Below are 23226 nucleotides of genomic sequence, written 5' to 3' on the forward strand. Positions count from 1 at the left end.
TTCGCGCGGTGGTAACCGTGGCGGATGGGGGAGCGGTTCTACGGGGTGCAGGCGCTGCGGTTCGCGGCGGCGACGGCGGTGGTCGTCACACACGCCGTGGATCTGGCCGGGACGCGGCTGGAGCTGGAGACGGTGCTGGCCGGTGGGACGCTGGAGAACTTCGGCGCCGTCGGCGTGGACGTGTTCTTCGTCATCAGCGGCTTCATCATCGCCACGACGACGCGGGGGCAGGCGGGCGTCGAGGCGGCCGGGGCCTTCCTGTGGCGGCGGTTTCGGCGGGTGGCGCCGATCTACTGGCTGCTGTCGCTGCCGATCCTGATTGGCATGGCGCGGGGCGGGACGCTGAGCCCGGACGTGGCGGCGGCGACGTTCCTGTTCTGGCCGTTCAGCGGACTGGAGATGACGTTTCCGGCGCTGGGGCCGGGGTGGACCCTGTGTTTCGAAATGCTGTTCTACGCCGGGTTCGGCCTGGCCATAGCGGGCAGGGCGATGGCGGGCGGCCGGCGGGTCGGCTGGGGGCTAGTCGGGGCCTATGCGGCGATGCTGGCGGCCGGGCTGGTCGTGGCGGCGCCGGTGCTGAGGTTCTGGGGCGCGCCGATCATTCTGGAGTTTCTGCTGGGCGTCGGGATCGCCTGGGTGTGGCGGAGGGCGCCGCGTGGGTTGGGGCTGTGGGCGGTCGGGCTGGCGCTGGTCGGGTTCGTGTTGAGCCTGGTCTTCGGCTATGGCGGCATCGACGATGTGCGGGCGCTGAACGAGCCGTGGAACGGGTTGAGGCGGGTGCTGATCTGGGGTCTGCCCAGCGCCCTGCTGGTGTTCGGCGTGGTGCGGATGGAGCGGACGGATCGGGCGCCGGGGCGGCTGGCGCGGGCGGCGGCCTTCATGGGGGATGCGTCCTATTCGATCTATCTGGTCCATGTGCTGGTCATCCGGGCCCTGGGGCGGATATTCGAGAGCGGGATGGTCGCCCTGCCGGGGGATGCGGTGGTGGGGCTGACGGTGCTCGCCAGTCTGGCGGCGGGGGGTGTCGTCCACGTCTGGATCGAGCGGCCGTTGTTGAAGGTGATGACACCCTCTCCCGCTGGGAGAGGGCTTGAGCGTCCGAGAGCGTAGCGATCGGTCAACGCGAAAGGGTGGGGGTCGCGCTCGTGCGGACTAGCACACCGGCCGACCCTCATCCGGCTCTTCGAGCCACCTTCTCCGACTGGGAGAAGGACGAGAATTCTGAGGAGATTGCGATGGTTTCGATCCGGTGGCCGTTCGGTCAGGCGGGGCGCGTAGGCGCGCCTGAGGGCAAGGAGAGCCGGGCGGGCGGGGTGATCGCCTTGTCGGGGGTGGGGCGGCCGCGGTGGACGCCCAACGACTACGCCAGTCTAGCGCGCGAGGGGTATCAGAAGAATGCCGTGGCCTATCGCTGCATCCGCATGATCGCCGAGGCGGCGGCGGCTGCGCCGTTCGCGGTGTTCGTGGACGGGGCGCGCGACGATGCGCATCCGCTGGCGAAACTGATCCGTCGGCCCAATCCCGAGCAGTCGGGGGCGGAGCTGATGGAGGCGGTCTATGGCGCGCTGCAGGTGTCGGGCAACGCCTATGTCGAGGCGACCGGCGATGCGGATGGAGACGGTGCGCCGGACGAGCTGTGGGCGCTGCGGTCGGATCGGGTGAAGGTGGTTCCGGGCCGGTCAGGCTGGCCCGAGGCCTGGGATTATTCCGTAGACGGACGGTCGGTGCGGATCGGGCGGGCGGCGGACGGCTGGGCGCCAGTGATGCACCTGAAGCTATGGCACCCGCTGGACGACTGGTACGGGCTGTCGCCGCTGGAGGCGGCGGCGCAAGGGGTGGATGCGCACAATGCGGCGGGCGCTTGGAACAAGGCCCTGCTGGACAATGCGGCGCGGCCGTCGGGGGCGCTGGTCTATGGGGCGAGGAACGGCGAGCGGCTGACGGACGGACAGTTCGAGGCGCTGAAGGATCAGTTGTCGAACGTCTATGCCGGGGCGACCAACGCCGGGCGGCCGATCCTGCTGGAGGGCGGGATGGACTGGAAGCCGCTGAGCCTGACGCCGGCGGAGATGGATTTCACGGCCGGCAAACATGCGGCGGCGCGCGAGATCGCCCTGGCCTTCGGGGTGCCGCCGCAGCTGCTGGGGATACCCGGCGATGCGACCTACGCCAACTATCGCGAGGCCAATGCGGCCTTCTGGCGACAGACGGTGATCCCGCTGGTGAGAAAGGCGGCGGGCGCGATGACGGGCTGGCTGGGCGAGCGGTTCGCGGGGTGCGAAATCCGGGCGGACCTGGATGCAGTCTCGGCGCTGCAGCCCGAGCGTGACGCCCTGTGGGCGCGGCTGGAGGCGGCGAGCTTCCTGACCGACGAAGAGCGTCGGCGGATGGCGGGGTTGGGGGCATGACCGACTATCATATCCGGCGCGTGCCGACGGCGCTGCTGATCGCCGTCGTTGTGCAGACGGTGGGCGGCCTGGTCTGGGCCGGGGGCGCCGCGGCGCGGATCGCGACGCTGGAGTGGCCGCCAGGTGACGCCGTGGGGCGAGATGTTGCGACTGGCGGCGACGATGGGCGTGGCGCCCGAGGCGTTCTGGCGGCTGTCGTTGAGGGAGTGGCGGATGTTGACGCAGGCGCCGCGCGGCACGGCGCCGCTGGGACGCGAGGGGCTGGCGCGATTGATGGAGGGTTGGCCGGATGGCGGATGAGTTCGGGCGGGACGGGATCGATCAGGTCGCGCTGAGAGCGGCCGAAGCCGGGGCGGCGCTGGAGGCGTTGAAGGCGCCCGCGCAGGAGGCGGCCGACGCCATCGAAGCGGCGTTCGGGCGGGCGGGCGACAGCCTGACGCGGTCGCTGGCGCGGGCGGCGGCGGACGGGGAGGTGTCGCTGGCCGAATTGGCGCGGGCGGTGCTGAACGCGGTCAATGCGGCGGCCGGCGCGAACGGCGGCGGGCTGAGCGCGGCGATCCAGTCTGTGATGTCCAGCTTCGGCGGGGCGCGGGCGGACGGCGGGCCGGTGCTGGGCGGTGGGGCCTATCTGGTCGGCGAGCGTGGGCCGGAGGTGTTTCGGCCCGCGACGGGCGGCGAGATCGGGCCGGTCGGCGGCGGGGGCGTTACGGTCAATGTGGCGGTGGACGGCGGGGCGCCGGCCCTGCTGCGGTCCGAGGCGCAGATCGCCCAGATGCTGGCGCGGGCTGTCAGCTTGGGCGCCAGGCGGATGTAGAAACGCCGCCCCGTCGAGGACGGGGCGGCGCGGAAGTCGTCCAGGCGATGAGGCTTATTCGCCCTTGGGGTTCGGGCCGAAGCGGTTTTCGCCCTTCTGGCTGTCGGCGATGCCGATCCACAGCAGGAAGGCCAGGCCCAGCAGACCCGCGATGGCGAACAGGCCGAAGGCGGGGCCCATCAGGGCGAAGACGGCCGCCGGGTTGCCCTCGTAGTAGTCTTCCGAATAGCCGTTGGCGACGGCGGCGGCGACGACCATGGCGAAGCCGGCGAAGAAGGCCACGACCGAGCCGACCCAGGGAATGGCGATCAGCCAGCCGGTCTTGCCCATGTCGTGCAGGCGCTTCACCGAAATGGCCAGGTTGGGCCAGATCAGCACGATGCCCAGCAGGTTGATGAAGGGGATCCAGCTGATGACGACGTTGACGCCCAGCAGGATCAGCCAGCCGATCCAGAAATGGCTGCGGCGGATGCGGCCCTCGAAGGACAGGAATAGCTTTTGCCAATCGAAGCCGGCGACGGCGGTCGAGGTCGAGCTGGCGTAGCCGCCGGCGACGCCGGTGGTGGTGGGCGAACCCGCCAGGATCAGGATCTGGGTGGCGGCGGCGCCTTCGGGCACGAAGTCGACGCGGACGCCGGCGGCGGGCACGGCCGGCGATTGCAGCGCGGCCGAGGTGAAGTCGTAACGGGCGCCGTCGTCGCCGCTGATCAGACCGATTCCGGTGATGGTGTCGTAGCTGAGAATCTCGCCGCGCAAACGTGTCGCTCCCCTTGGGCATGCGGCCGAAGCTGGCCGCAATGCGACCATGAACGAGCGACGATCCGTGAACAAGTGAAAGGGAGGAAAGGTTCGCATGGCCTTTCATGAGGTGCGCTTGCCCGCGCGGCTGGCGTTCGGTTCGACCGGCGGGGTGGAGCGTCGGACGGAGATCACGACGCTGGCGTCGGGGTTCGAGCGGCGCTCCACGCCCTGGGCGCTGGGGCGCCGGCGGTATCTGATCGGGGCGAACCTGCGGTCGCTGGACGACATGGCCGAGCTGGTCGCCTTCTTCGAGGCGCGGCGGGGGCGGCTGTACGGGTTTCGGTTGAAGGACTTCGCCGATTTCAAATCGTGCGCGCCGGGCGGGGTGGTCTCGGCTGAGGATCAGGTGCTGGGCGTGGGCGACGGGGTTCGCACCGCGTTCGATCTGGTGAAGCGCTACGGCGATGTGGAGCGGCCGGTCGCCAAGCCGGTCGAGGGATCGGTGCGGGTCGCGGTGGGTGGTGTCGAGACGACGGCCTTTGCGGTCGACTTCGCCACCGGGCAGGTGACGCTGGAGCGCGCGCCGGAGGCGGGTGTCAGCGTGACGGCGGGGTTTCAGTTCGATACGCCGGTGCGGTTCGACAGCGATCGGATCGAGACGACGCTGGAGAGCTTTGAGGCCGGACGGATGGCGGCGGTTCCGCTGATCGAGGTTCGGGTCTGAGCCATGCGTGACATATCGAATGAAATGGCCGCCCGCATCGAGAGCGGGGCGGCGACGCTGTGCCATGTCTGGCGGCTGGAGCGAGCCGACGGCGTGGTGATGGGGTTCACCGATCACGACCGGGACCTGGTGGTGGACGGGGTCGTCTGTCGGGCGGCGAGCGGCTGGACGGCGGGAGCGGGCGAGAGTGCGGTCGGGCTGGCGGCGGGGTCGGCTTCGGCGGCAGGCGTGCTGAATGACGCGGCGATCACGGAAGCGGATGTGGCGGCGGGGCTGTTCGATGCGGCGACGGTCGAACTGTGGCGCGCGGACTGGGCGCGGCCGGATCTGAAGGTGCGGCTGTGGTCGGGGGCGCTGGCGAAGATCCAGCGCCAGGGCTCTTTGTCGCGCTATCGCCCTGCGGGCTGCTTGAGCGCAGGAGGCTTCGTCGCCGAGCTTCAGGGGCCGCTGGCCAAGCTGGAGCGGGTGGTCGGGCGGGCCTATGGGCGGATGTGCGATGCGCGACTGGGAGACCAGAGGTGCCGGGTCGCGGCGCCGGCGGGACGGGTCTGCGACAAGCGGTGGGAGACCTGCGTCGGGACGTTCGGGAATGGCGCGAACTTTCGCGGATTTCCGGATGTGCCGGGGGATGACTTCCTGACGGCCTATCCGGCCGCAAGTGCGCGCAATGACGGCGGGAGTCGGCGGTGAGGGGGAGCGCGGTGGTGATGTCCGCCCGGTCCTGGCTCGGCACGCCGTATCGGCATCAGGCCAGCATGAAGGGTGTGGGCGCGGACTGTCTGGGTCTGGTGCGCGGGGTGTGGCGCGAGGCGGTGGGCGAGGAGCCCGAAGTCTTGCCGGCCTATTCGGCCGACTGGGCCGAGGTCGGCGGGCGCGAGACGCTGCTGGAGGCGGCGGGGCGGTGGATGCGGCCGGTTGCGGTCGATCAGATGCGGGCGGGGGATGTGTTGCTGTTTCACATGTCGCCGGGGGCGGCGGTGAAGCACTGCGCCATTCTGAGCGACCTCGACGGACCGGAGCCGAGGATGATCCACGCCTATTGGGGACGGGCGGGACGGTGGTCGAGATGGCGGCTCAGGCGCTGGCTCTGCCCGATGGAGGGGCGGCGGAGACGGCGACGGACGCTGGAGCCCAGGGCGGGCGAGGCGCGGGTGCGGTTCATCGACGAGACGGCGGACTATCAGACCGGGGCGGTGGTGGTGCGGTCGGACGATGTGGCGGCGACGGCGGGCGGGGTCGGTCGGACGACTGGCGCGTGATGAGGGTCTCGTCGGACGAGACAACCGTCGGCGGTGCTGGAGCCGGTGACGGCCCGGCGGGCAGTCGAGGATGACGGCGTCTGGCGCGGGGGTGACACTCCGGTCGTGGTCGGGGCGCCGTTCCTGAAAGTGTTGGATTTGCCGCCCTTGATCGGCGGGGAGGCGGACGCGCGGCCCTTGATCGCCGTGGCGGCCGAGCCGTGGCGGACGATGCGGCTGCATGGGGGGCCGACGGCTGAGACTCTGACGGCGAGGGGCGATGTGGAGACGCCGGCGACGGTCGGGGTGCTGGTCGAGGCGCTGGGGCCGGGCGTGCGGCACCGCTGGGACGAGGCCAACGCCGTGGTGGTGCGGGTCGAGGGCGAGGCGCCGGAAAGCGCGGTCGAGGCGGCGGTGCTGGGCGGCGGCAATGCGCTGGCGGTCGAGACGGCCGTGGGGTGGGAGATCGTGCAGTATCGGTCGGCGGTGCTGGTCGGACCGGGGACTTGGCGGCTGACGGGTCTGTTGCGCGGGCAGCAGGCAACCGAGGTGGAGATGCGGGCGGGCGCCGGGGCCGGGGCGGTCGTGGTGTTTCTGGACGATCGGCTGGCGCGCGCAGAGATCGGGCGGGGCGAGCGAGGACTGCCGCTGGTCTGTCGCGCGGGACCGGCTGGCGCGGCGCCGGGCGGTACGGGGTTCAGCGAAGCTCTGTTCGTGGCGAGGGGCGTGCATGATCGGCCGTGGTCGCCGTCTGGTCTGACGGTCGAGACGTCAGCCGAGGGTCTGGCGATCCGATGGACGCCGCGCGTGCGGCTGTTCGGCGACAGTTGGGATGGGGAACCGACAGCGGTCGATCCGATGCGGTTCCGGCTGCGCGTCTTTGATCATGACGTCGTAGTTCGGACGATGGCGGTGGAGGGGCTGTCGGCATCCTATTCTACGGCCGACTTGGCGGCGGACTTCCCAGAAGGCGTGACATCGACGGCGCGGATCGCCGTGGCGCAGTGGGGGGAGGGGTTTGGCCGGGGCCCAGAAGTTGAAGTCGAGGCGGAAATCCGGCCGGTCTGACGAAATAGGGCGGGTCCAGCCCTTTGCGCGGGGCGGGGCATGGCTTAACTGACGGCCTCTCGACCTTTTTCAGCTGGAGCGACAACGGACGTGGCAGGCGACCCCTACAAGGAACTGGGCGTTTCGAAGGGCGCGAGCGCGGACGAGGTCAAGAAGGCGTATCGCAAGCTCGCCAAGGAGCTGCATCCCGACAAAAACCCCGGCGACAAGATCACCGAGGACAAGTTCAAGCGGGTGACGGCGGCCTTCGACATCCTGGGCGACAAGGAAAAGCGCGCCAAATACGACGCTGGCCAGATCGACGGCGACGGCAACGAACAATATCGCGGCTTCGGCGGGGGCGGTCGCGCCGGCGGCAGCCCGTTTGGCCAAGGCGGCAATCCGTTCGGACAAGGCGGCGGGCCGGGCGGGCGGGCCAACTTCGAAGGCGTCGATCTGGACGACCTGTTCGGCATGTTCGGCGGGGCCGGGCGTCAGCGCGGCGCGCGGGACTTCACCTCGCGCGGTCAGGACGTGAAGGCGACGCTGGACATCAGTCTGGAAGACGCCATCGCCGGGGCGACGCGGCGGATTCAGTTCTCGGATGGACGCACCCTGGACGTGACCATTCCCAAAGGCGCGTCGGAAGGCCAGACGATCCGTCTGCGCGGCCAGGGATCGCCGGGGCGCGGGGCCGAGAACGGCGACGCCCTGATCGAACTGAGGATCGAACCGCACCCCATCTACAAGCGCGACGGGGCGGACCTGACGATGGATCTGCCGGTGTCGGTGCCCGACGCGGTGCTGGGCGCCAAGGTGCGGGTGCCGACGCCCGAGGGCGTGGTGCAGATGACGCTGCCGGCCGGATCAAATTCGGGCAAGGTGCTGAGGCTGAAGGGGCGTGGCGCGTTCGCGCAAGGCAGGCGGGGCGATCTGCTGGCGCGGGTGATGGTGACGCTGCCCGATGTGCCGGACGCCGAACTGACCGCCTTCGCCGAGGATTGGCGGGCCAAGCGGCCCTATACGCCGGGGCGGTGAGCGCGCTCAAGCCGCGCGAAGCGCGGTAGCGCCGAAGGAAAAGAGCATGAGCACGAAGCCTGATGTGAAGCCGGCGCGGCCGTGGTTTTCGGCGGGGCCTACGGCGAAGCGGCCGGGCTATGCGCTGGGCGGATTGCCGTCCGACCTGCTGGGGCGTGGGATCCGCGCGCCAGAGGTGGTGGAGCGGTTCGCGCATGGCCTTCGGCTGACGCGCGAAGTGCTGGAAGTCCCCGACAGCCATGTGATGCTCTATACGCCAGGGTCGGACACGGGCGCGGTCGAGGCGGCGCTGTGGGGGATGCTGGGCGCCCGGCCCGTGCAGGTCGCAGCGTTCGAGAATTTCGGCCTGACCTGGCTGGCCGACGTAAAGGATCATCTGGGGCTGGAGCCCGAGGCCCTGACGGCGCCATGGGGCGAGCTGCCGGATCTGAGCCGGGCCGACTGGTCCAAGGATGTAGTGTTCCCGTGGAACGGCACGACCTCGGGCGTGCGCGTGCCGGACGCCGACTGGATCGCCGACGATCGCGAGGGGCTGGCGATCTGCGACGCGACCTCCGCCGCCTTCGCCATGCCGTTGCCGTGGGACAAGCTGGATGTCGTGACTTTCAGCTTCCAGAAGGCGCTGGGCGGCGAAGCAGGCATCGGGGTGATGGTGCTGTCGCCGCGCGCGGTCGAGCGGCTGGACACGTTCCGACCGGATCGGGCGATTCCGAAACTGCTGCGGCTGACCGACGGCAAGGGACGGTTCGATCGGGCGCTGGCGGACGGGGTGGCGATCAATACCTTCTCGATCCTGACCATCGAAGACTGGATCGACGCCCTGGGCTGGGCCAAGGACATCGGCGGGTTGAGCGAATTGATCCGGCGGACAGACGCCAACTATGCCGCGTTGGCGGAATGGGTGGAGCGCACCGAATGGATCGCCTTCCTGCCGGATCAGCCGGAGATCCGATCGACGACCTCGGTCTGCCTCAAGTTCACCGATGCGCGGATCGCAGCGTTGGACGACAAGGCGCAAAAGGCCTTCGTCATGCGGTTCAAGGCCCTGCTGGAAGGCGAAGCGGCCGTGTTCGATATGGAGCCGCACCGCAATGCGCCGCCTGGCCTGCGGCTATGGTGCGGCTGCACTGTCGAGACGGCCGATGTGATCGCGGCGACGCCCTGGCTGGAATGGGCGTTCGAGACTGCCGTCAGCGAAGTCGGATAAATCCGTTTGACGGGACGACATCGGACGATTCCCCCGCTATAGGCTGCGCCCGCATTCAAGTGCGGAGAGACAGCTTTGGCGAACGTAGCGGTGGTCGGCGCCCAGTGGGGCGACGAGGGCAAGGGCAAGATCGTGGACTGGCTGTCCAACCGCGCCGACATGGTCGTGCGGTTCCAGGGTGGTCACAACGCGGGCCATACGCTGGTCGTGGACGGCAAGGTCTATAAGCTGGCGCTGCTGCCTTCGGGCGTCGTGCAGGGCAAGCCGTCGATCATCGGCAACGGCGTGGTCGTCGATCCCTGGCATCTGGTCGGCGAGATCGAAAAGATCGCCGCCCAGGGTGTGGCGATCAGCCCTGAAATCCTGACCATTGCGGACAACGCCTGTCTGATCCTGCCCATTCACCCGGCGCTGGATGTCGCGCGCGAGGCGGCGGCGAGCGCGCCGGGCGCCAAGATCGGTACGACCGGCCGCGGCATCGGCCCGGCCTATGAAGACAAGGTGGGGCGTCGCGCCATTCGGGTCTGCGATCTGGCCAATGAAGAAGATCTGAAGGTCAAGATCGACCGGCTGCGCTCGCACCACGATCCGCTGCGCGCCGGTCTGGGGTTGGAGCCGATCGATCCCGACGCGCTGCTGGCGCAGTTGCTGGAGATCGCGCCGAAGATCCTGCCCTATGTGAAACCGGCCTGGCGCGTGCTGGACCAGGCGCAGAAGGACGGCAAGCGCGTCCTGTTCGAAGGGGCGCAGGGCGCCTTTCTGGACGTGGATCACGGCACCTATCCCTATGTCACCAGCTCCAACACCGTGGCCGGTCAGGCGGCGGCGGGTTCGGGCATCGGGCCGCGCGGCGTCGGCTATGTGCTGGGCATCGTGAAGGCCTATACGACGCGTGTCGGAGAAGGCCCCTTCGCCTGCGAACTGAACGACGAGGTCGGCGCGCATTTGGCGACCGTTGGCCGCGAAGTCGGGGTGAACACCGGCCGCGCGCGCCGCTGCGGCTGGTTCGACGCCGTGTTGGTGCGCCAGTCCGTGGCGATCAACGGCATCGACGGCATCGCACTGACCAAGCTGGACGTGCTGGACGGGTTGAAGACGCTGAAGATCTGCGTCGGCTACAAGGTCGATGGCGAGGTGCTGGACTATCTGCCCTCAAGCCTGAAAGCCCAGGGCGCGGCCGAGCCGGTGTTCGAGGAGCTGGAAGGCTGGAGCGAAAGCACCGCCGGCGTCCGCAGCTTCAAGGACATCAACGCCAACGCCATCAAATATGTGCGCCGGATCGAGGAGTTGATCGGCGCGCCAGTGGCCCTGCTGTCGACCAGCCCAGAGCGCGACGACACCATTCTGATGCGCGATCCGTTCCAGGGCTGAGGTCTTGGAAGGGGGCGGCGTGAGGCGGCGGACTACGCAGAAAGACCTATTCAACAGGTCTTAACCCGTGGTCGGTAAGGATAACGGCTCCAACTTCGGAGTCTGATGTGTTCGCCGCAAACGCCAGAACCATAAGCCGCATGGAGCCTGCGCTTCGTCGGGTGGTCATCGTGGACGCCAATCTGTCGTCAGCGCGACTGCTGACGGACATCGTGAAGGGCATGGGTGCGCGCGAGGTCTATTCCGAAGGCGACGAGGAGCGGGCGCTAGAGTTGCTGCGCGACGTCGAGCCGGGCGTGATCTTCACGGAGCGGTCTGGAGACAGGCTGAACGGCGAGACGCTGGCGCGGCGCATTCGGCGCTCCAGCATGTCGTGCCGCATGTCGCCGATCATCATGGTGACGGGCGAGGCAACCGCCGCGGCGATCAAGGGCGCGCGCGACGCCGGCATCCACGAGTTCTTGAGAAAGCCGTTCACGACAGGCGACCTGTTCAAGCGGGTCGAGAATGTGACGTTGAAGCCGCGACCCTGGATCGAGGCCGTCGGGTATGTCGGGCCGGATCGTCGCCGGTTCAACTCAGGTGAATATTCAGGCGCCCGCAAGCGCCGCAGCGATGGCGCGGCCGGAGGCGGCCCTGCCGAAATCCGCGATCAGGCGTCGCGGATCCTGATTTCGGCCATGTCGCAGTTCGGACAGGATCCGTCGCAGGCGACGCGCGCCATTCGCCAACAGGCCGAGACGCTGAACGGTCTGGCCATCAAAACGGCGGACGCGCGACTGGCGATGGCTGTGGCGACGCTGCAGGCCTATGTGGCCAGCGGTCAGGTGACGAAGGCGGGACTGGCCCAGCCGATCGGCACGGTCGTAGCGGCTGCGAGAGCAGCCAACGATGCAGCACCCGTGGCGCGCGCGTCGTGACGATAGACGGTCCGCCGCGCCGTTGAAGGCGAAGCGGACCGAGTTGCTCAGGCGTCGACCAAGTTCCGCTCTTCGGCGGCGGCGCGCATGGCCTTTTGCAGCTTCTCGAAGGCGCGGACCTCGATCTGACGCACGCGCTCGCGCGAGACGCCATACTGGCCGGCGAGTTCTTCCAGCGTGACCGGATCGTCCTTGAGGCGACGTTCCGTGAGGATGTGCTTCTCACGGTCGGTCAGCTCTTCCATGGCCTCTTGCAGGAGGCTCATGCGGATGCCCTTTTCCTCGTCGTCGGCGAGTTGGGTTTCCTGAGACACGGCCGTGTCGTCGGCCAGCCAGTCCTGCCACTCGCTTTCGCCGTCGGCGCGCAAAGGGGCGTTCAGCGAGGCGTCGCCGCCGAGACGGCGGTTCATGTTGGTGACCTCTTCCTCCGTCACGCCCAGTTTGGTGGCGATGGCGGCGAGGTGTTCAGGATGCAGATCGCCTTCCTCGAATGCCGAGATCTGGCTCTTGGCCTTGCGCAGGTTGAAGAACAACTTCTTCTGCGCCGCGGTGGTGCCCATCTTCACGAGCGACCAGCTGCGCAGGATGTATTCCTGGATCGAAGCGCGAATCCACCACATGGCGTAGGTCGCCAGGCGGAAGCCCTTATCGGCGTCGAATTTCTTGACGGCCTGCATCAGGCCGACGTTGCCCTCGGAAATGACTTCGCCGATCGGCAGGCCGTAACCGCGATACCCCATGGCGATCTTGGCCACGAGACGAAGGTGCGAGGTGACGAGACGGTGGGCGGCTTCGGGGTCCTGGTGCTCAGACCAACGCTTGGCGAGCATGAACTCCTCATCCTTGGTCAGCATCGGAAATTTGCGGATTTCCGTCAGATAGCGCGACAGGCCTTGTTCAGGCGACATCACCGCGAGCGTACTATTGGCAGCCATATACAGGTCCCTCCGACCGTCTTGAACGAGCGGGCTCTTCGTCATCGGCCACGGTGTGTGCGCCGACGTCTCACCCCTCAACCGGTGAAGTAGCGATGGGTTGCCGCCATTTTTAGAGGCGGATCGTCACACAAAAGCGTGACCGTGGCCCTGGCGCCACTCGCGCCGATCGAAGTCCTATATAGAACTTTGTCAGTTGCTATTCAAGACCTGCCTACACGGGCGGCTGTTCAGAGTTCGGCGAGCCGTGTTTCGAGACGCTGCATGTCGTACGGCGGCGCGGTCTCGAAGCGAAGCGCCTCGCCCGTGACAGGGTGGACAAAGCCCAGGACGGCGGCGTGGAGGGCCTGACGCTCGAGGGCCGCTTCTGCGATGGCGGTGCGAACGGGAATGGCTGGACTGCCTGAGCCATAGGTCGCGTCGCCAAGGATGGGCGCGCCTTTGGACGACAGGTGGACGCGGATCTGATGGGTGCGGCCGGTGTGCAGGGTGCAGTCGACACGCGCAGCCATGGGTGCGCCGCCAGCTTTCGCGGGCTGCCCGAAGGTCGCTTGGACGACATAGTCGGTGATGGCCTCGCGACCGCCGGCCTTGAGGACCGCCATCTTCTTGCGGTCGCCGGTGGAGCGGCCGATGCGGGTGTGGATGCGGCCGGTCGCAGGCGACGGCGCGCCGCGTGTCAGGGCGATGTAGGTGCGTTCGATGTCGTGCGCAGCGAACAGGGCGGAGAGGCCGGCGTGGGCGCGGTCGGTCTTGGCGGCGACCATGACGCCGGAGGTGTCCTTGTCCAGCCGGTGGACGATTCCGGGGCGGGCGACGCCGCCGATGCCCGACAGACTGTCGCCGCAATGGGCCAGCAGCGCGTTGACCAGGGTGCCGTTCGGTGTGCCGGGCGCGGGGTGGGCGGCCATGCCCGCAGGCTTGTCGATGACGATAAGCTCGGCGTCCTCGTAAAGGACGGTCAAGGGAATGGCCTGGGGCTGAGGCGTGGCCGGCGCGACGGGCGGCACGGCGACGGCATAGAGGCCGGGCTGGGCCTTGGCGGAACCGCCGGTCAGGACCGCGCCATCGCGACTGACGGCCCCCTCGGCCAGCAGGGCCTGGAGCCGGGCGCGCGACAGGGCGGGGAAGGCGCCGGCCAAGGCCTTGTCCAGGCGAACGCCGGACGCGTCGATGCGAGCCTCCAGCACCTCGGCGGGGGCGCCGGTCGCGGGGTCTTCGTCTTCGTCGATCAGGTCAGGGTCGGACACGTCGTCTCCCTAGCACGACCGGCCGCTTGCGCGAGGGGCGCGGGTGAGGTGATAGTCAAGCTTGGGGGCGTAGGGGACATCCGATGAAGCGGTTGATGATCGCCGGGAGCGCGTTCGCCGCGGCGGCGCTGCTGAGCAGTTGCACGACCATGAGCAAGGACGAATGCCTGGCCGGGGCCTGGGGCGAGAAGGGCTATGCGGACGGGGCGTCGGGCTATCCGATGACGCGACTGGACGACCACGCCAAGGCCTGCGCCAAGTTTCAGATCGCACCCAATCCGGCCGCCTATGGCTCGGCGCGTGAGGATGGCTTGCGGACGTATTGCACCTTCCAGCGCGGCTGGGAGGAGGGACGCGCGGGCAATACCTATCATGGCGTCTGCCGGCCGGAGGAAGAGCAGGCGTTTCTACCGGCCTATCGTGACGGCCGAATGCTGCATGATGTCGAGGACGCGTACGAAACGGCGGAAAGCGCCTTGAACAGCGCTGAGGCCCGGATCGAGAACCGTGAAGACAAGCTGGAAGCCAAGGAGCTTGAACTGCGCGGCGAGGGCCTGACGGATGAAGAACGGGAGCGCATTCGTAACCGCATCCGAGAGGTCAGAGGCGAAATCCGGGATGCGCGTCGCAATGCCCGAGAGGCACGCGACGCGCTGGATCAGGCGGAATGGGACGTTCGCCGGGTGCGGCGCGAACTGAGCGGCCGCTACCCGGTCTAGGTGTCGGTCCTAGGCGGCCTTGACGGATGCGCCGCGGAAGGACGGATCCAGGTCGCCCGAGGCGTAGCGCTTCGCCATCTGGGCGGTGGAAAGCGGGCGGATCTTGGAGGCCTGGCCCTCGCAGCCGAACTGCTGGTAGCGCTCCATGCAGAGCTTCTTCATCGCCTCCTTGGCGGGCTTCAGATAGTAGCGCGGGTCGAACTCGCCCGGCTTCTCCATCAGGGCCTTACGGATGGCGCCGGTGATGGCCATGCGGTTGTCGGTGTCGATGTTGACCTTGCGCACGCCGTGCTTGATGCCGCGCTGGATTTCCTCGACCGGAACGCCCCAAGTCTGGGGCATTTCGCCGCCGTACTGGTTGATGATGTCCTGCAGATCCTGCGGCACCGACGACGAGCCGTGCATCACCAGGTGCGTGTTGGGCAGGCGGCGGTGGATCTCCTCGATCACGTTCATGGCCAGGACCTCGCCGTCCGGCTGACGCGTGAACTTGTAGGCGCCGTGGCTGGTGCCCATGGCGATGGCCAGGGCGTCGACCTTGGTGGCGGCAACGAAGTCGACGGCCTGATCCGGGTCGGTCAGCAACTGCGAGTGGTCCAGCTTGCCCTCGAAGCCGTGGCCGTCTTCAGCCTCGCCCATGCCGGTTTCCAGCGAGCCCAGCACGCCCAGTTCGCCCTCGACCGAGACGCCGCAGGCGTGGGCCATTTCGGTGACGCGACGGGTGACGTCGACGTTGTATTCATAGCTGGCGGGGGTCTTGGCGTCCTCCTCCAGCGAGCCGTCCATCATCACGCTGGTGAAGCCGTACTGGATGGCGGTGGCGCAGGTCGCCGGGCCGTTGCCGTGGTCCTGGTGCATGCAGACCGGGATGTGCGGGTAGAGCTCGGCCAGGGCGTCGATCAGCTTGGCCAGAACGATGTCGTTGGCGTAGTTCCGGGCGCCTCGCGAGGCCTGGATGATGACGGGGGCGTTGACCTCGTGGGCCGCCTCCATGATCGCCAGACCCTGTTCCATGTTGTTGATGTTGTAGGCGGGCAGGCCGTAGTCATTCTCTGCCGCGTGGTCGAGCAGCTGTCGCAGCGTGATGCGCGCCATGGGGTAGTCTCCTGAGCCGAATAGTCTTTTTGGTTGGGCGAGAGATTAGACGCCGGACAGCGCGAAGTCACGCCGTGTTACAGCCGTTTCAGCGCCGATTTCGAAGACAGGATGCAGGCGTGATCCGCCTGCATCGCTAAGCCTTCAGGCGCGCAGGGCCTCGACGCCGGGCAGGGGCTTGCCCTCCATCCATTCCAAGAAGGCGCCGCCGGCAGTGGACACGAAGGTCAGGTCTGCCGCGACGCCGGCATGACCGACGGCCGCGACCGTGTCGCCGCCACCCGCCACCGCGATCAGCGCGTTGGCCTTGGTGCGCTCGGCGACGTGCTTGGCGGCCGCGACCGTGGCGGCGTCGAAGGGCGGCACCTCGAACACGCCCAACGGGCCGTTCCAGATCAGGGTCTTGGAGCCGTCGATCGCGGCGTTCAGGCGGGCGACGGTGTCGGGGCCTGCGTCCAGGATCTTGTCTTCAGTCGCGAGGGCTTCGCTGGTCTTGACGGTGCGGGCGTCGGCGCCGGGCTTGACCTCGGTCGCCACCACGACATCGACGGGCAGCAGGATGTGGCAGCCCTTGGCTTCGGCTTCCGCCAGGATCTCGCGCGCCGTGTCCGCCATATCCTTCTCGGCCAGCGAGCCGCCGATATCGATCCCTTGCGCATAAAGGAAGGTGTTGGCCATGCCGCCGCCGATGGCCAGCGTGTCCAGCTTGCCGACCAGGTTCTTCAGCAGGTCCAGCTTGGTCGAGACCTTGGAGCCGCCGACGATGCCAACCACGGGCTTCTGCGGATTGCCGAGCGCCGCCTCGAGCGCATCGAGTTCACGACGCATGGATTCGCCAGCATAGGCGGGGATGTGGTGGGCGACGCCTTCCGTCGAGGCGTGGGCGCGGTGGGCGGCCGAGAAGGCGTCGTTGACGTAGAGATCGCCGAGATCTGCCAGCTTCTGGGCGAAGACCGGATCATTGGCCTCTTCCGCCGCATGGAAGCGCACGTTCTCCAACAAGACCACGCCGCCGGCGTCCAGATCGCGAATGGCCTCGACTGCGTCGGGACCGATACATTCGTCGGCGAAGCGGACGGGGGCGCCGAGCAGTTCTTCCAGCGGCTGGACGACGGGTTTCAGGCTCATCGACGGAACGCGCTGGCCCTTGGGGCGGTCGAAATGGGCCAGCAGGGCGACCTTGGCGCCCGCGTCGCGCAGGCGCTGGATCGTCGGCAGGGCGACCCGCAGACGGGTGTCGTCCGTGACCTTGCCGCCCTCCATCGGGACGTTGAAGTCCACGCGAACCAGAGCCGTCTTGCCGGCGAGATCCTTGGCGTCGTCGAGGGTGCGGAAGGTCATAAGGTTATCCCAAAACAGTTTTGATGGCGCTGAAAAGGCCGAGGCCCGAGGCCGCCACGATCAAGAACGCCAGCATCGGAATACTGGCGACTGGTCTGCGAATCGGCGCGCCGTCCAGAAGTTCGCCAAATTCAAACCGGGTTCTGTTGAACCAGAACAGGGCAAGGACCAGCCACCAGCACAGGAGGGCGGCAGTCCATGCCGCCGCGTTGATCCAACTGCCGCCGAACTTCAACAGAAGAAGGTGCTTGGCGGCCTCTAGCATGAAGCCGCCTGAAAACGGCGCCGCGACGACTAGCAGCAGCATCAGGATGCAGCCTGATCCTGCGTTTCTGACAGCCGCACGGCGCCAAGTTTTCAAGTTATAGGAACTTCGCCATCTGCAGCGCGGTGTCCGACATCCGGGTCGCGAAGCCCCACTCGTTATCATACCAGCTCAACACGCGGGCCAGCTTGCCGTCGACGACCTGGGTCTGGGGCAGGGCGGCGGTGGAGGAGGCGGCGATGTGGTTCAGGTCGTGCGAGACCAGCGGGTCGATCGTCGTGAACAGCACGCCCTTCATCGGACCGTCGGCGGCTGCCTGAAGCGCCGCGTTGATCTCTTCGACCGTGACCTCGCGACCGGCGACGACCTTCAGATCGACGACCGAGACGTTGGGGGTCGGGACGCGGATCGAAGAGCCATCCAGCTTGCCCTTCAGCTCCGGCAGGACCAGGCCCAGGGCCTTGGCGGCGCCGGTCGAGGTCGGGATCATCGACAGGGCCGCGGCGCGGGCGCGGTAAAGGTCCTTGTGCATCGTATCCAGCGTCGGCTGGTCGCCGGTGTAGGAGTGGATGGTGGTCATATAGCCGCGCTCGATGCCGAACAGGTCGTTCAGCACTTTGGCAACGGGGGCCAGGGCGTTGGTGGTGCACGAGCCGTTCGACACGACGATGTCGTCGGCGGTCAGGGTCTCGTGGTTGACCTTGTAGACGATGGTCTTGTCGGCGTTGTCGGCGGGCGCCGAGACCAGGACGCGTTTGGCGCCGGCCTTAAGGTGGGCGCTGGCCTTGTCCTTGGAGGTGAAGATGCCGGTGCATTCGAAGGCGATGTCCACCTTCAGCTCGGCGTGCGGCAGATTAGCGGGATCGCGTTCGGCCGTGACCTTGATCTTGCCGGTGCCGACGTCGATCCAGTCCTCGCCCGAGGTCACCGTGCCGGGGAAGCGTCCGTGGACCGAATCGTAACGGAACAGGTGGGCGTTGGTCTCGACCGGACCCAGATCGTTGATCGCCACCACCTCGATGTCCGTGCGGCCATGCTCGATGATCGAGCGAAGGACGAGACGGCCAATGCGGCCGAAACCATTGATGGCGACGCGAACGGTCATGGAGAGCTCCTGTGATCGGTATGACGAGCGTTATATAGGTGCGCGTCTCAATGGAGCGGTCGTGGACGGGTTTCAACCCCGCGCGCGTAACATGATGTGATGGACGGTTACGCTTCGAAAATCACCCGCGCCAGCTTCGGGTAAGAAACACCCCGGGCGAGGTTATTTTCCAGCTGTTGCGCAAAATTATTGCGACAGGGGTTGTGCGTCTCCAACGGCTATGGTTTCTTGGCGTCAGAACAGGGAGCCACCCGTGGCCACGATGACGCGCGACATGACGAAGGGACGCACCGCCAAGGCGGTCGTCGCCGTTCGCGCGCCTGTCGGCCTGGAAAGCCCCGTATTCCTCATTAACCTCGTACTTCTCGGCCTGCTCACGCAAGCGGCGTGGATGCACGCGACCTGACCCTAGACACACTCAGGATCGCCTCGCACCACCCCGCCTCCGAAAGGAAGCGGGGTTTTTAGTGCGCGGCGGTTCGAAACGAACCGGACCGATGACGCAAAATTCTACCTCCCAGCCCAGAAAGCCCAATGCGCGCAGCGCGGCGGTGACGGCTGGCCCGAACCGGGCGGCCGCCCGCTCTTATCTGCGCGCCGCCGGCATGCACGACGCCGACTTCGACAAGCCGATGATCGGCATCGTCAACACCTGGTCGACGGTCACGCCGTGCAACATGCATCTGGACCGACTGGCCAAGGACGTGCGCGCCGGCATCATCGCGGCGGGCGGCTATCCGGTCGATTTCAACACCATCGTCGTCACCGACGGCATCTCGATGGGCACGGCGGGCATGAAGGCCTCGCTGATCAGCCGCGAGGTCGTCGCCGACTCGATCGAACTGGCCATCGAAGGCCACCAGCTGGACGGCGTGGTCTGCATCGTCGGCTGCGACAAGACGATCCCGGCGGCGGCCATGGCCCTGGCGCGGATGGATATCCCCGGCCTGGTCTATTACGGCGGCACCATCATGCCGGGCGTGATCGGGACGAAAGAGGTTTCGGTCCAGGAGGTGTTCGAGGCCATCGGCGCCCATTCGGCCGGCGCCCTGGACGACGAAGGGCTGAAGGCGGTCGAGCAGGCCGTCTGCCCGGGCGCCGGGGCTTGCGGCGGCCAGTTCACGGCCAACACCATGGCCATGGCCTTGTCGGTCATGGGGATCTCGCCCATGGGCGCCAACGACGTGCCGGCCGTCGATCCAAACAAGGCCGCTGAAGGCGAACGCTGCGGTCGGCTGATCGTCGAACGCGTCTTCTCCGGCGACACGGCCCGCAAATACATCACACGCGCCAGTCTGAAGAACGCCGCCGTCGCCGTCTCGGCCTCGGGCGGGTCGACGAATGCGGTCATGCACCTGACGGCCATCGCGGCGGAGGCCGGCGTCGAGTTCGGCGTCGAGGACTGCCACCAGGCCTGCGTCGAGGCGCCGGTCATCTGCGATCTGAAGCCGGGCGGCCGCTTCCTGGCCTCGCACCTGTTCGCCGCCGGCGGCACCCGTCTGGTCACCCAGCGGATGGCCGAGGCCGGCAAGATCGTGAACACCCCCACCGTCACCGGCCGCAGCCTGTTCGCCGAAGCCGCCGAGGCCGAGGAGACCCCGGGCCAGGTGGTGGTGACGACGTTTGACGCCCCTGTGATGGATCGCGGCAGCTTTGCCGTCATCTATGGCGATGTCGCCCCGGAAGGCGCGGTCATCAAGCTGACGGGCCACAAGGTCGACACGTTCGAAGGCCCGGCCTGCGTCTTCGACTCGGAAGAGGACGCCTTCCACGCCGTTCAGGATGGATCGGCCGGCGAAGGTGACGTGATCATCATCCGCTACGAAGGGCCCAAGGGCGGTCCGGGCATGCGCGAGATGCTGCAGGTCACCGCCGCCCTGAAGGGGCGCAAGATCGACAACGTCGCCCTGCTGACCGACGGCCGGTTCTCGGGCGCCAGTTACGGCTTCGTCGCCGGACACGTCTCGCCGGAAGCCGCCGTGGGCGGGCCGATCGCGCTCATTCGCGATGGTGATCGCATCACCATCGACGTCACCAACCGCCGCATCGACGTCAATGTCGATCTGGCGACGCGCCGGGCGGGCTTTACGCCCCACGTAGTCCGCCCGGCGCGAGGTGTCTTCGCCAAATACCGCGCCTCGGTCGCCTCGGCTGCTCAAGGCGCCGTCACCATTCCCAACCCGCCGCCGGCCCAAGTCCCGGCAAGCCACAAAACCAACGCTGCTCAGGACGCCTGACCCATGGCCATCACCATCTACACCAACGAAGACATCGAGCCGGGCGCCATCGCCGGCCAGCGCATCGCGATCATCGGCTATGGTTCGCAGGGTCGCGCCCACGCCCAGAATCTGAAGGACAGCGGCCATGACGTGGTCGCAGGCGTTCGTCACGGCGGCACGGGCTGGAAGCACGCCACCGCCGACGGCGTCCCAACCGCAGAGCCGGCCGAGGCGGTCAGGGGCGCCGACATCATCGCCATCCTGACGCCCGACATGGTTCAGGGCGACGTCTATCGCGACATCATTGAGCCGAACGCCAAGGAGGGCTCGGCCCTGCTGTTCGCCCACGGCTTCTCCATCATCTACGAGCGCATCACCCCGCGCGCCGACATGGACGTGATCCTGGTCGCGCCGAAGGGACCGGGCGATCTGGTCCGCCGCGAGTTCCAGCGCGGGCGCGGCGTGCCCAGCCTGTTCGCCGTCGAGAAGGACGTCACCGGCAAGGCCCGCGACCGGGCCATGGGTTACGCCAAGGGCAATGGCGGCGCGACCGGCGGCCTGCTGGAAACCACCTTCCGCGAAGAGACCGAGACCGATCTGTTCGGCGAACAGGCAGTCCTGTGCGGCGGCGCCAAGGAGCTGGTCATCCAGGGCTTCAACACCCTGGTCGAGGCCGGTTACCAGCCCGAGATCGCCTATTTCGAATGCCTGCACGAGCTGAAGCTGATCGTGGACCTGTTCTACGAGGGCGGCATCTCGAAGATGCACCACTTCATCTCCGAGACGGCCAAGTACGGCGCGGTCGCCAGCGGCCCGCGCGTCGTGACCGAAGAGACCAAGGCCCGTATGAAGACCATTCTGGACGAGATCCAGGACGGCACCTTCGCGCGCAACTGGATCGCCGAGAACGAGGCCGGCAAGCCGCAATACGAGGCCTGGCTGAAGGCCGACCGCGAAAGCCAGATCGAACAGGTCGGCGCCCGTCTGCGCGAACGCATGGCCTGGCTGAACACGCCCCATGCCCCGCAGGGCGAAACTAGGGCCGAAGCGGCCTGATCGCCGCCTGAACGACCGGATGACCCTGATGACCGCCGCCGCCTTCAAACCTCAAGCCGAGACCGCACCCCAGTCAGGTGCGCGTCTGCTGGTCTCCACCCTGGAGCGGCTGGGGGTGGAGGTGGTGTTCGGCTATCCGGGCGGCGCCATCATGCCGGTCTACGACGCCCTGGCCGGCTCCAAGCTGAAGCACATCCTGGTCCGTCACGAGCAGGGCGCGGCCTTCTCGGCCGACGCCTATGCCAGGAAGAGCGGCAAGGTCGGGGTCTGCATGGCGACGTCAGGCCCTGGCGCCACCAACCTGGTCACCGGCATCGCCAATGCGATGATGGATTCGGTGCCGATCGTCTGCATCACCGGCAACGTCGCCCAAGGCCTGATGGGCACTGACGCCTTTCAGGAGATCGACATCCTGGGCGTCACCCTGCCGATCGTGAAACATTCGATCCTGGTCCGCTCGGCCGCCGAGGTTCCGGCCGCGATCAAGGAAGCCTTCCATATCGCACGGTCGGGCCGACCCGGCCCGGTTCTGGTCGACCTGCCCAAGGATGTGCAGTTCGAGACGACCGGCGAGGACTACGGTTTCTCCATTCCCAACGAGACGCCGCGCGTCGATCACGACGCCATCGCCGCCGCCGAGGCCGCGATCCGGGCGGCGAAGAAGCCGTTGGTCTATATCGGCGGCGGAGTGAAGATCGGCGGTGCGACAGGAGCTCTGCGCGCCTTCGTCGCCGCGACCGGCATCCCCCAAGTCTCGACCTTGAACGCCCTGGGCAGCATCCCGACCGATGCGCCGGGCATGCTGGGCATGCTGGGCATGCACGGCACGCGCGCCGCCAACCACGCGGTGCAGGACAGCGATCTGCTGATCGTCGTCGGCGCTCGGTTCGACGACCGCGCGACGGGCAAGCTGGCTGAATTCGCGCCCAATGCCCGCATCGTTCATTTCGACATCGACGCCTCGGAAGTCGGCAAACTGCGCAGCGCCAATGTCGCCGTCGTCGGCGAGCTGCGCGAAGGCGTTGAGGCGCTGACGGCGCGGATGCGGTCGGGCGCCGCACTGGACATTCAGGCCTGGGCCGACGACTGCGCTGGTGCGGCCAAAGCGGGCGCTCACCGCTATGACGCGCCGGGCGAGGGGGTCTATGCGCCCGCCCTGCTGAAGGAAATCTCGGAAGCGGCGGGCGATGATTTCGTCGCCGCCTGCGACGTGGGCCAGCATCAGATGTGGGCGGCCATGCACTGTCGCTTCGCCAAGCCGGAAGCTCACATCACCTCGGGCGGTCTGGGTGCGATGGGCTTTGGCCTGCCTGCCGGCATCGGGGCCAAGCTGGCCGATCCATCTGCGACGGTCGTCACCATCGCCGGCGACGGCGGCTTCATGATGAACATCCAGGAGCTGGCGACGCTGAAGCGCTACGGCATCCCGCTGAAGATCGTGCTGATCGACAATTCCTCACTGGGCCTGGTGCGCCAGTGGCAGGAGCTGTTCTTCGCCGAGAACTATTCGGAGATCGATCTGTCCGACAACCCGGACTTCGTGAAGGTCGCTGAAGCTTTCGGCATCGAGGCCTTCCGCATCGGTCGCCGCGATCAGGTGTCCGACGGCATCCAGCGCCTGCTGGCCGCCGACGGTCCCTGCCTGGCCCATGTGGTCATCGACCCCCGAGACAATGTCTGGCCGCTGGTTCCGCCGGGCAAGAACAACGCTGAAATGATGGAGGGCTCCTGAG

General features: G+C 67.7%; 24 protein-coding genes. 17 read left to right on the top strand and 7 right to left on the bottom strand.

Annotation, left to right across the window (positions count from 1 at the left end):
* Positions 1-24 precede the first annotated feature (24 nt).
* The 4 genes from ASF81_RS01030 to ASF81_RS01040 all read left to right on the top strand — a co-directional run bounded on the left by ASF81_RS01030 (position 25) and on the right by ASF81_RS01040 (position 3222).
* On the top strand, positions 25-1110 hold the full coding sequence (locus ASF81_RS01030) for an acyltransferase (protein WP_055803653.1): 1086 nt from the start codon (positions 25-27) through the stop codon (positions 1108-1110).
* A 125-nt stretch (positions 1111-1235) separates the two neighbouring features.
* On the top strand, positions 1236-2408 hold the full coding sequence (locus ASF81_RS01035) for a phage portal protein (protein ID WP_055803657.1): 1173 nt from the start codon (positions 1236-1238) through the stop codon (positions 2406-2408).
* Between the two features lie 123 nt (positions 2409-2531).
* Positions 2532-2708, top strand: coding sequence for a phage tail assembly chaperone (locus ASF81_RS14695; RefSeq protein ID WP_369814887.1), 177 nt, complete (start codon positions 2532-2534; stop codon positions 2706-2708).
* Positions 2698-3222 (top strand): hypothetical protein, encoded by a 525-nt coding sequence (locus ASF81_RS01040; RefSeq protein ID WP_055803660.1) that lies wholly within the window; start codon positions 2698-2700, stop codon positions 3220-3222. Before ASF81_RS14695 ends, ASF81_RS01040 begins: the two co-directional genes overlap by 11 nt.
* 54 nt (positions 3223-3276) lie before the next feature.
* Here ASF81_RS01040 and ASF81_RS01045 read toward each other — a convergent pair whose 3' ends face one another.
* Positions 3277-3978 (bottom strand): DUF805 domain-containing protein, encoded by a 702-nt coding sequence (locus tag ASF81_RS01045; protein ID WP_055803664.1) that lies wholly within the window; start codon positions 3976-3978, stop codon positions 3277-3279.
* 97 nt (positions 3979-4075) lie between these two features.
* Here ASF81_RS01045 and ASF81_RS01050 point away from each other — a divergent pair, with 97 nt between their 5' ends.
* The 8 genes from ASF81_RS01050 (at position 4076) to ASF81_RS01085 (ending at position 11508) form a co-directional block, all read left to right on the top strand.
* Positions 4076-4687 (top strand): DUF2460 domain-containing protein, encoded by a 612-nt coding sequence (locus ASF81_RS01050; RefSeq protein ID WP_055803667.1) that lies wholly within the window; start codon positions 4076-4078, stop codon positions 4685-4687.
* 3 nt (positions 4688-4690) lie between these two features.
* Complete coding sequence (locus ASF81_RS01055; RefSeq protein WP_082503395.1) at positions 4691-5377, top strand: DUF2163 domain-containing protein; 687 nt, start codon at positions 4691-4693, stop codon at positions 5375-5377.
* A gap of 17 nt (positions 5378-5394) precedes the next feature.
* A complete protein-coding gene (locus ASF81_RS14700; RefSeq protein WP_082503432.1) occupies positions 5395-5946 on the top strand; it encodes an NlpC/P60 family protein in 552 nt (183 codons plus the stop codon).
* 45 nt (positions 5947-5991) lie between these two features.
* Positions 5992-6993 carry a hypothetical protein gene (locus ASF81_RS01065; protein ID WP_156363103.1) on the top strand — a complete coding sequence of 334 codons (1002 nt, stop codon included), beginning with the start codon at positions 5992-5994 and terminating at the stop codon, positions 6991-6993.
* Between the two features lie 90 nt (positions 6994-7083).
* Positions 7084-8010 carry a DnaJ C-terminal domain-containing protein gene (locus ASF81_RS01070; RefSeq protein ID WP_055803675.1) on the top strand — a complete coding sequence of 309 codons (927 nt, stop codon included), beginning with the start codon at positions 7084-7086 and terminating at the stop codon, positions 8008-8010.
* Between the two features lie 46 nt (positions 8011-8056).
* Positions 8057-9217: a phosphoserine transaminase gene (locus ASF81_RS01075; protein ID WP_055803677.1), complete on the top strand. Its 1161-nt coding sequence runs from the start codon at positions 8057-8059 to the stop codon at positions 9215-9217.
* A 75-nt stretch (positions 9218-9292) separates the two neighbouring features.
* Positions 9293-10588, top strand: a complete 1296-nt coding sequence (locus tag ASF81_RS01080) for an adenylosuccinate synthase (RefSeq protein ID WP_055803681.1) — start codon at positions 9293-9295, stop codon at positions 10586-10588.
* Positions 10589-10695: 107 nt separating this feature from the next.
* The gene (locus ASF81_RS01085) at positions 10696-11508 is read left to right on the top strand and encodes a response regulator (protein WP_055803685.1); all 813 of its coding nucleotides are present in this window, start codon (positions 10696-10698) and stop codon (positions 11506-11508) included.
* A 47-nt stretch (positions 11509-11555) separates the two neighbouring features.
* Here ASF81_RS01085 and rpoH read toward each other — a convergent pair whose 3' ends face one another.
* Together rpoH and ASF81_RS01095 are read right to left on the bottom strand one after the other, a co-directional pair.
* Positions 11556-12443, bottom strand: coding sequence for an RNA polymerase sigma factor RpoH (rpoH, locus tag ASF81_RS01090; protein ID WP_026108409.1), 888 nt, complete (start codon positions 12441-12443; stop codon positions 11556-11558).
* Positions 12444-12673: 230 nt separating this feature from the next.
* Positions 12674-13693 carry an RluA family pseudouridine synthase gene (locus ASF81_RS01095; protein ID WP_055803688.1) on the bottom strand — a complete coding sequence of 340 codons (1020 nt, stop codon included), beginning with the start codon at positions 13691-13693 and terminating at the stop codon, positions 12674-12676.
* A gap of 83 nt (positions 13694-13776) precedes the next feature.
* Here ASF81_RS01095 and ASF81_RS01100 point away from each other — a divergent pair, with 83 nt between their 5' ends.
* The gene (locus ASF81_RS01100) at positions 13777-14412 is read left to right on the top strand and encodes a DUF2799 domain-containing protein (protein ID WP_055803691.1); all 636 of its coding nucleotides are present in this window, start codon (positions 13777-13779) and stop codon (positions 14410-14412) included.
* A gap of 9 nt (positions 14413-14421) precedes the next feature.
* Here ASF81_RS01100 and fba read toward each other — a convergent pair whose 3' ends face one another.
* The 4 genes from fba to gap form a co-directional block, all read right to left on the bottom strand.
* Positions 14422-15507 carry a class II fructose-bisphosphate aldolase gene (gene fba / locus ASF81_RS01105; protein ID WP_055803694.1) on the bottom strand — a complete coding sequence of 362 codons (1086 nt, stop codon included), beginning with the start codon at positions 15505-15507 and terminating at the stop codon, positions 14422-14424.
* 144 nt (positions 15508-15651) lie between these two features.
* The gene (pgk, locus tag ASF81_RS01110) at positions 15652-16848 is read right to left on the bottom strand and encodes a phosphoglycerate kinase (RefSeq protein WP_055803698.1); all 1197 of its coding nucleotides are present in this window, start codon (positions 16846-16848) and stop codon (positions 15652-15654) included.
* A 4-nt stretch (positions 16849-16852) separates the two neighbouring features.
* A complete protein-coding gene (locus tag ASF81_RS01115) occupies positions 16853-17155 on the bottom strand; it encodes a hypothetical protein (RefSeq protein WP_055803701.1) in 303 nt (100 codons plus the stop codon).
* Between the two features lie 55 nt (positions 17156-17210).
* The gene (gap, locus tag ASF81_RS01120) at positions 17211-18218 is read right to left on the bottom strand and encodes a type I glyceraldehyde-3-phosphate dehydrogenase (RefSeq protein WP_055803704.1); all 1008 of its coding nucleotides are present in this window, start codon (positions 18216-18218) and stop codon (positions 17211-17213) included.
* Positions 18219-18471: 253 nt separating this feature from the next.
* Here gap and ASF81_RS01125 point away from each other — a divergent pair, with 253 nt between their 5' ends.
* From ASF81_RS01125 to ilvG, 4 genes are all read left to right on the top strand, one after another.
* Positions 18472-18624, top strand: coding sequence for a hypothetical protein (locus ASF81_RS01125; RefSeq protein ID WP_156363104.1), 153 nt, complete (start codon positions 18472-18474; stop codon positions 18622-18624).
* A 91-nt stretch (positions 18625-18715) separates the two neighbouring features.
* Positions 18716-20455 (top strand): dihydroxy-acid dehydratase, encoded by a 1740-nt coding sequence (locus ASF81_RS01130; RefSeq protein ID WP_055803712.1) that lies wholly within the window; start codon positions 18716-18718, stop codon positions 20453-20455.
* Between the two features lie 3 nt (positions 20456-20458).
* Positions 20459-21493, top strand: a complete 1035-nt coding sequence (ilvC, locus tag ASF81_RS01135) for a ketol-acid reductoisomerase (protein ID WP_055803715.1) — start codon at positions 20459-20461, stop codon at positions 21491-21493.
* Between the two features lie 19 nt (positions 21494-21512).
* Positions 21513-23225, top strand: a complete 1713-nt coding sequence (ilvG, locus tag ASF81_RS01140; RefSeq protein ID WP_055803718.1) for an acetolactate synthase 2 catalytic subunit — start codon at positions 21513-21515, stop codon at positions 23223-23225.
* Position 23226 lies beyond the last annotated feature (1 nt).

This window comes from Brevundimonas sp. Leaf168, from assembly GCF_001423685.1.
GTDB classification, from domain to species: domain Bacteria; phylum Pseudomonadota; class Alphaproteobacteria; order Caulobacterales; family Caulobacteraceae; genus Brevundimonas; species Brevundimonas vesicularis_C.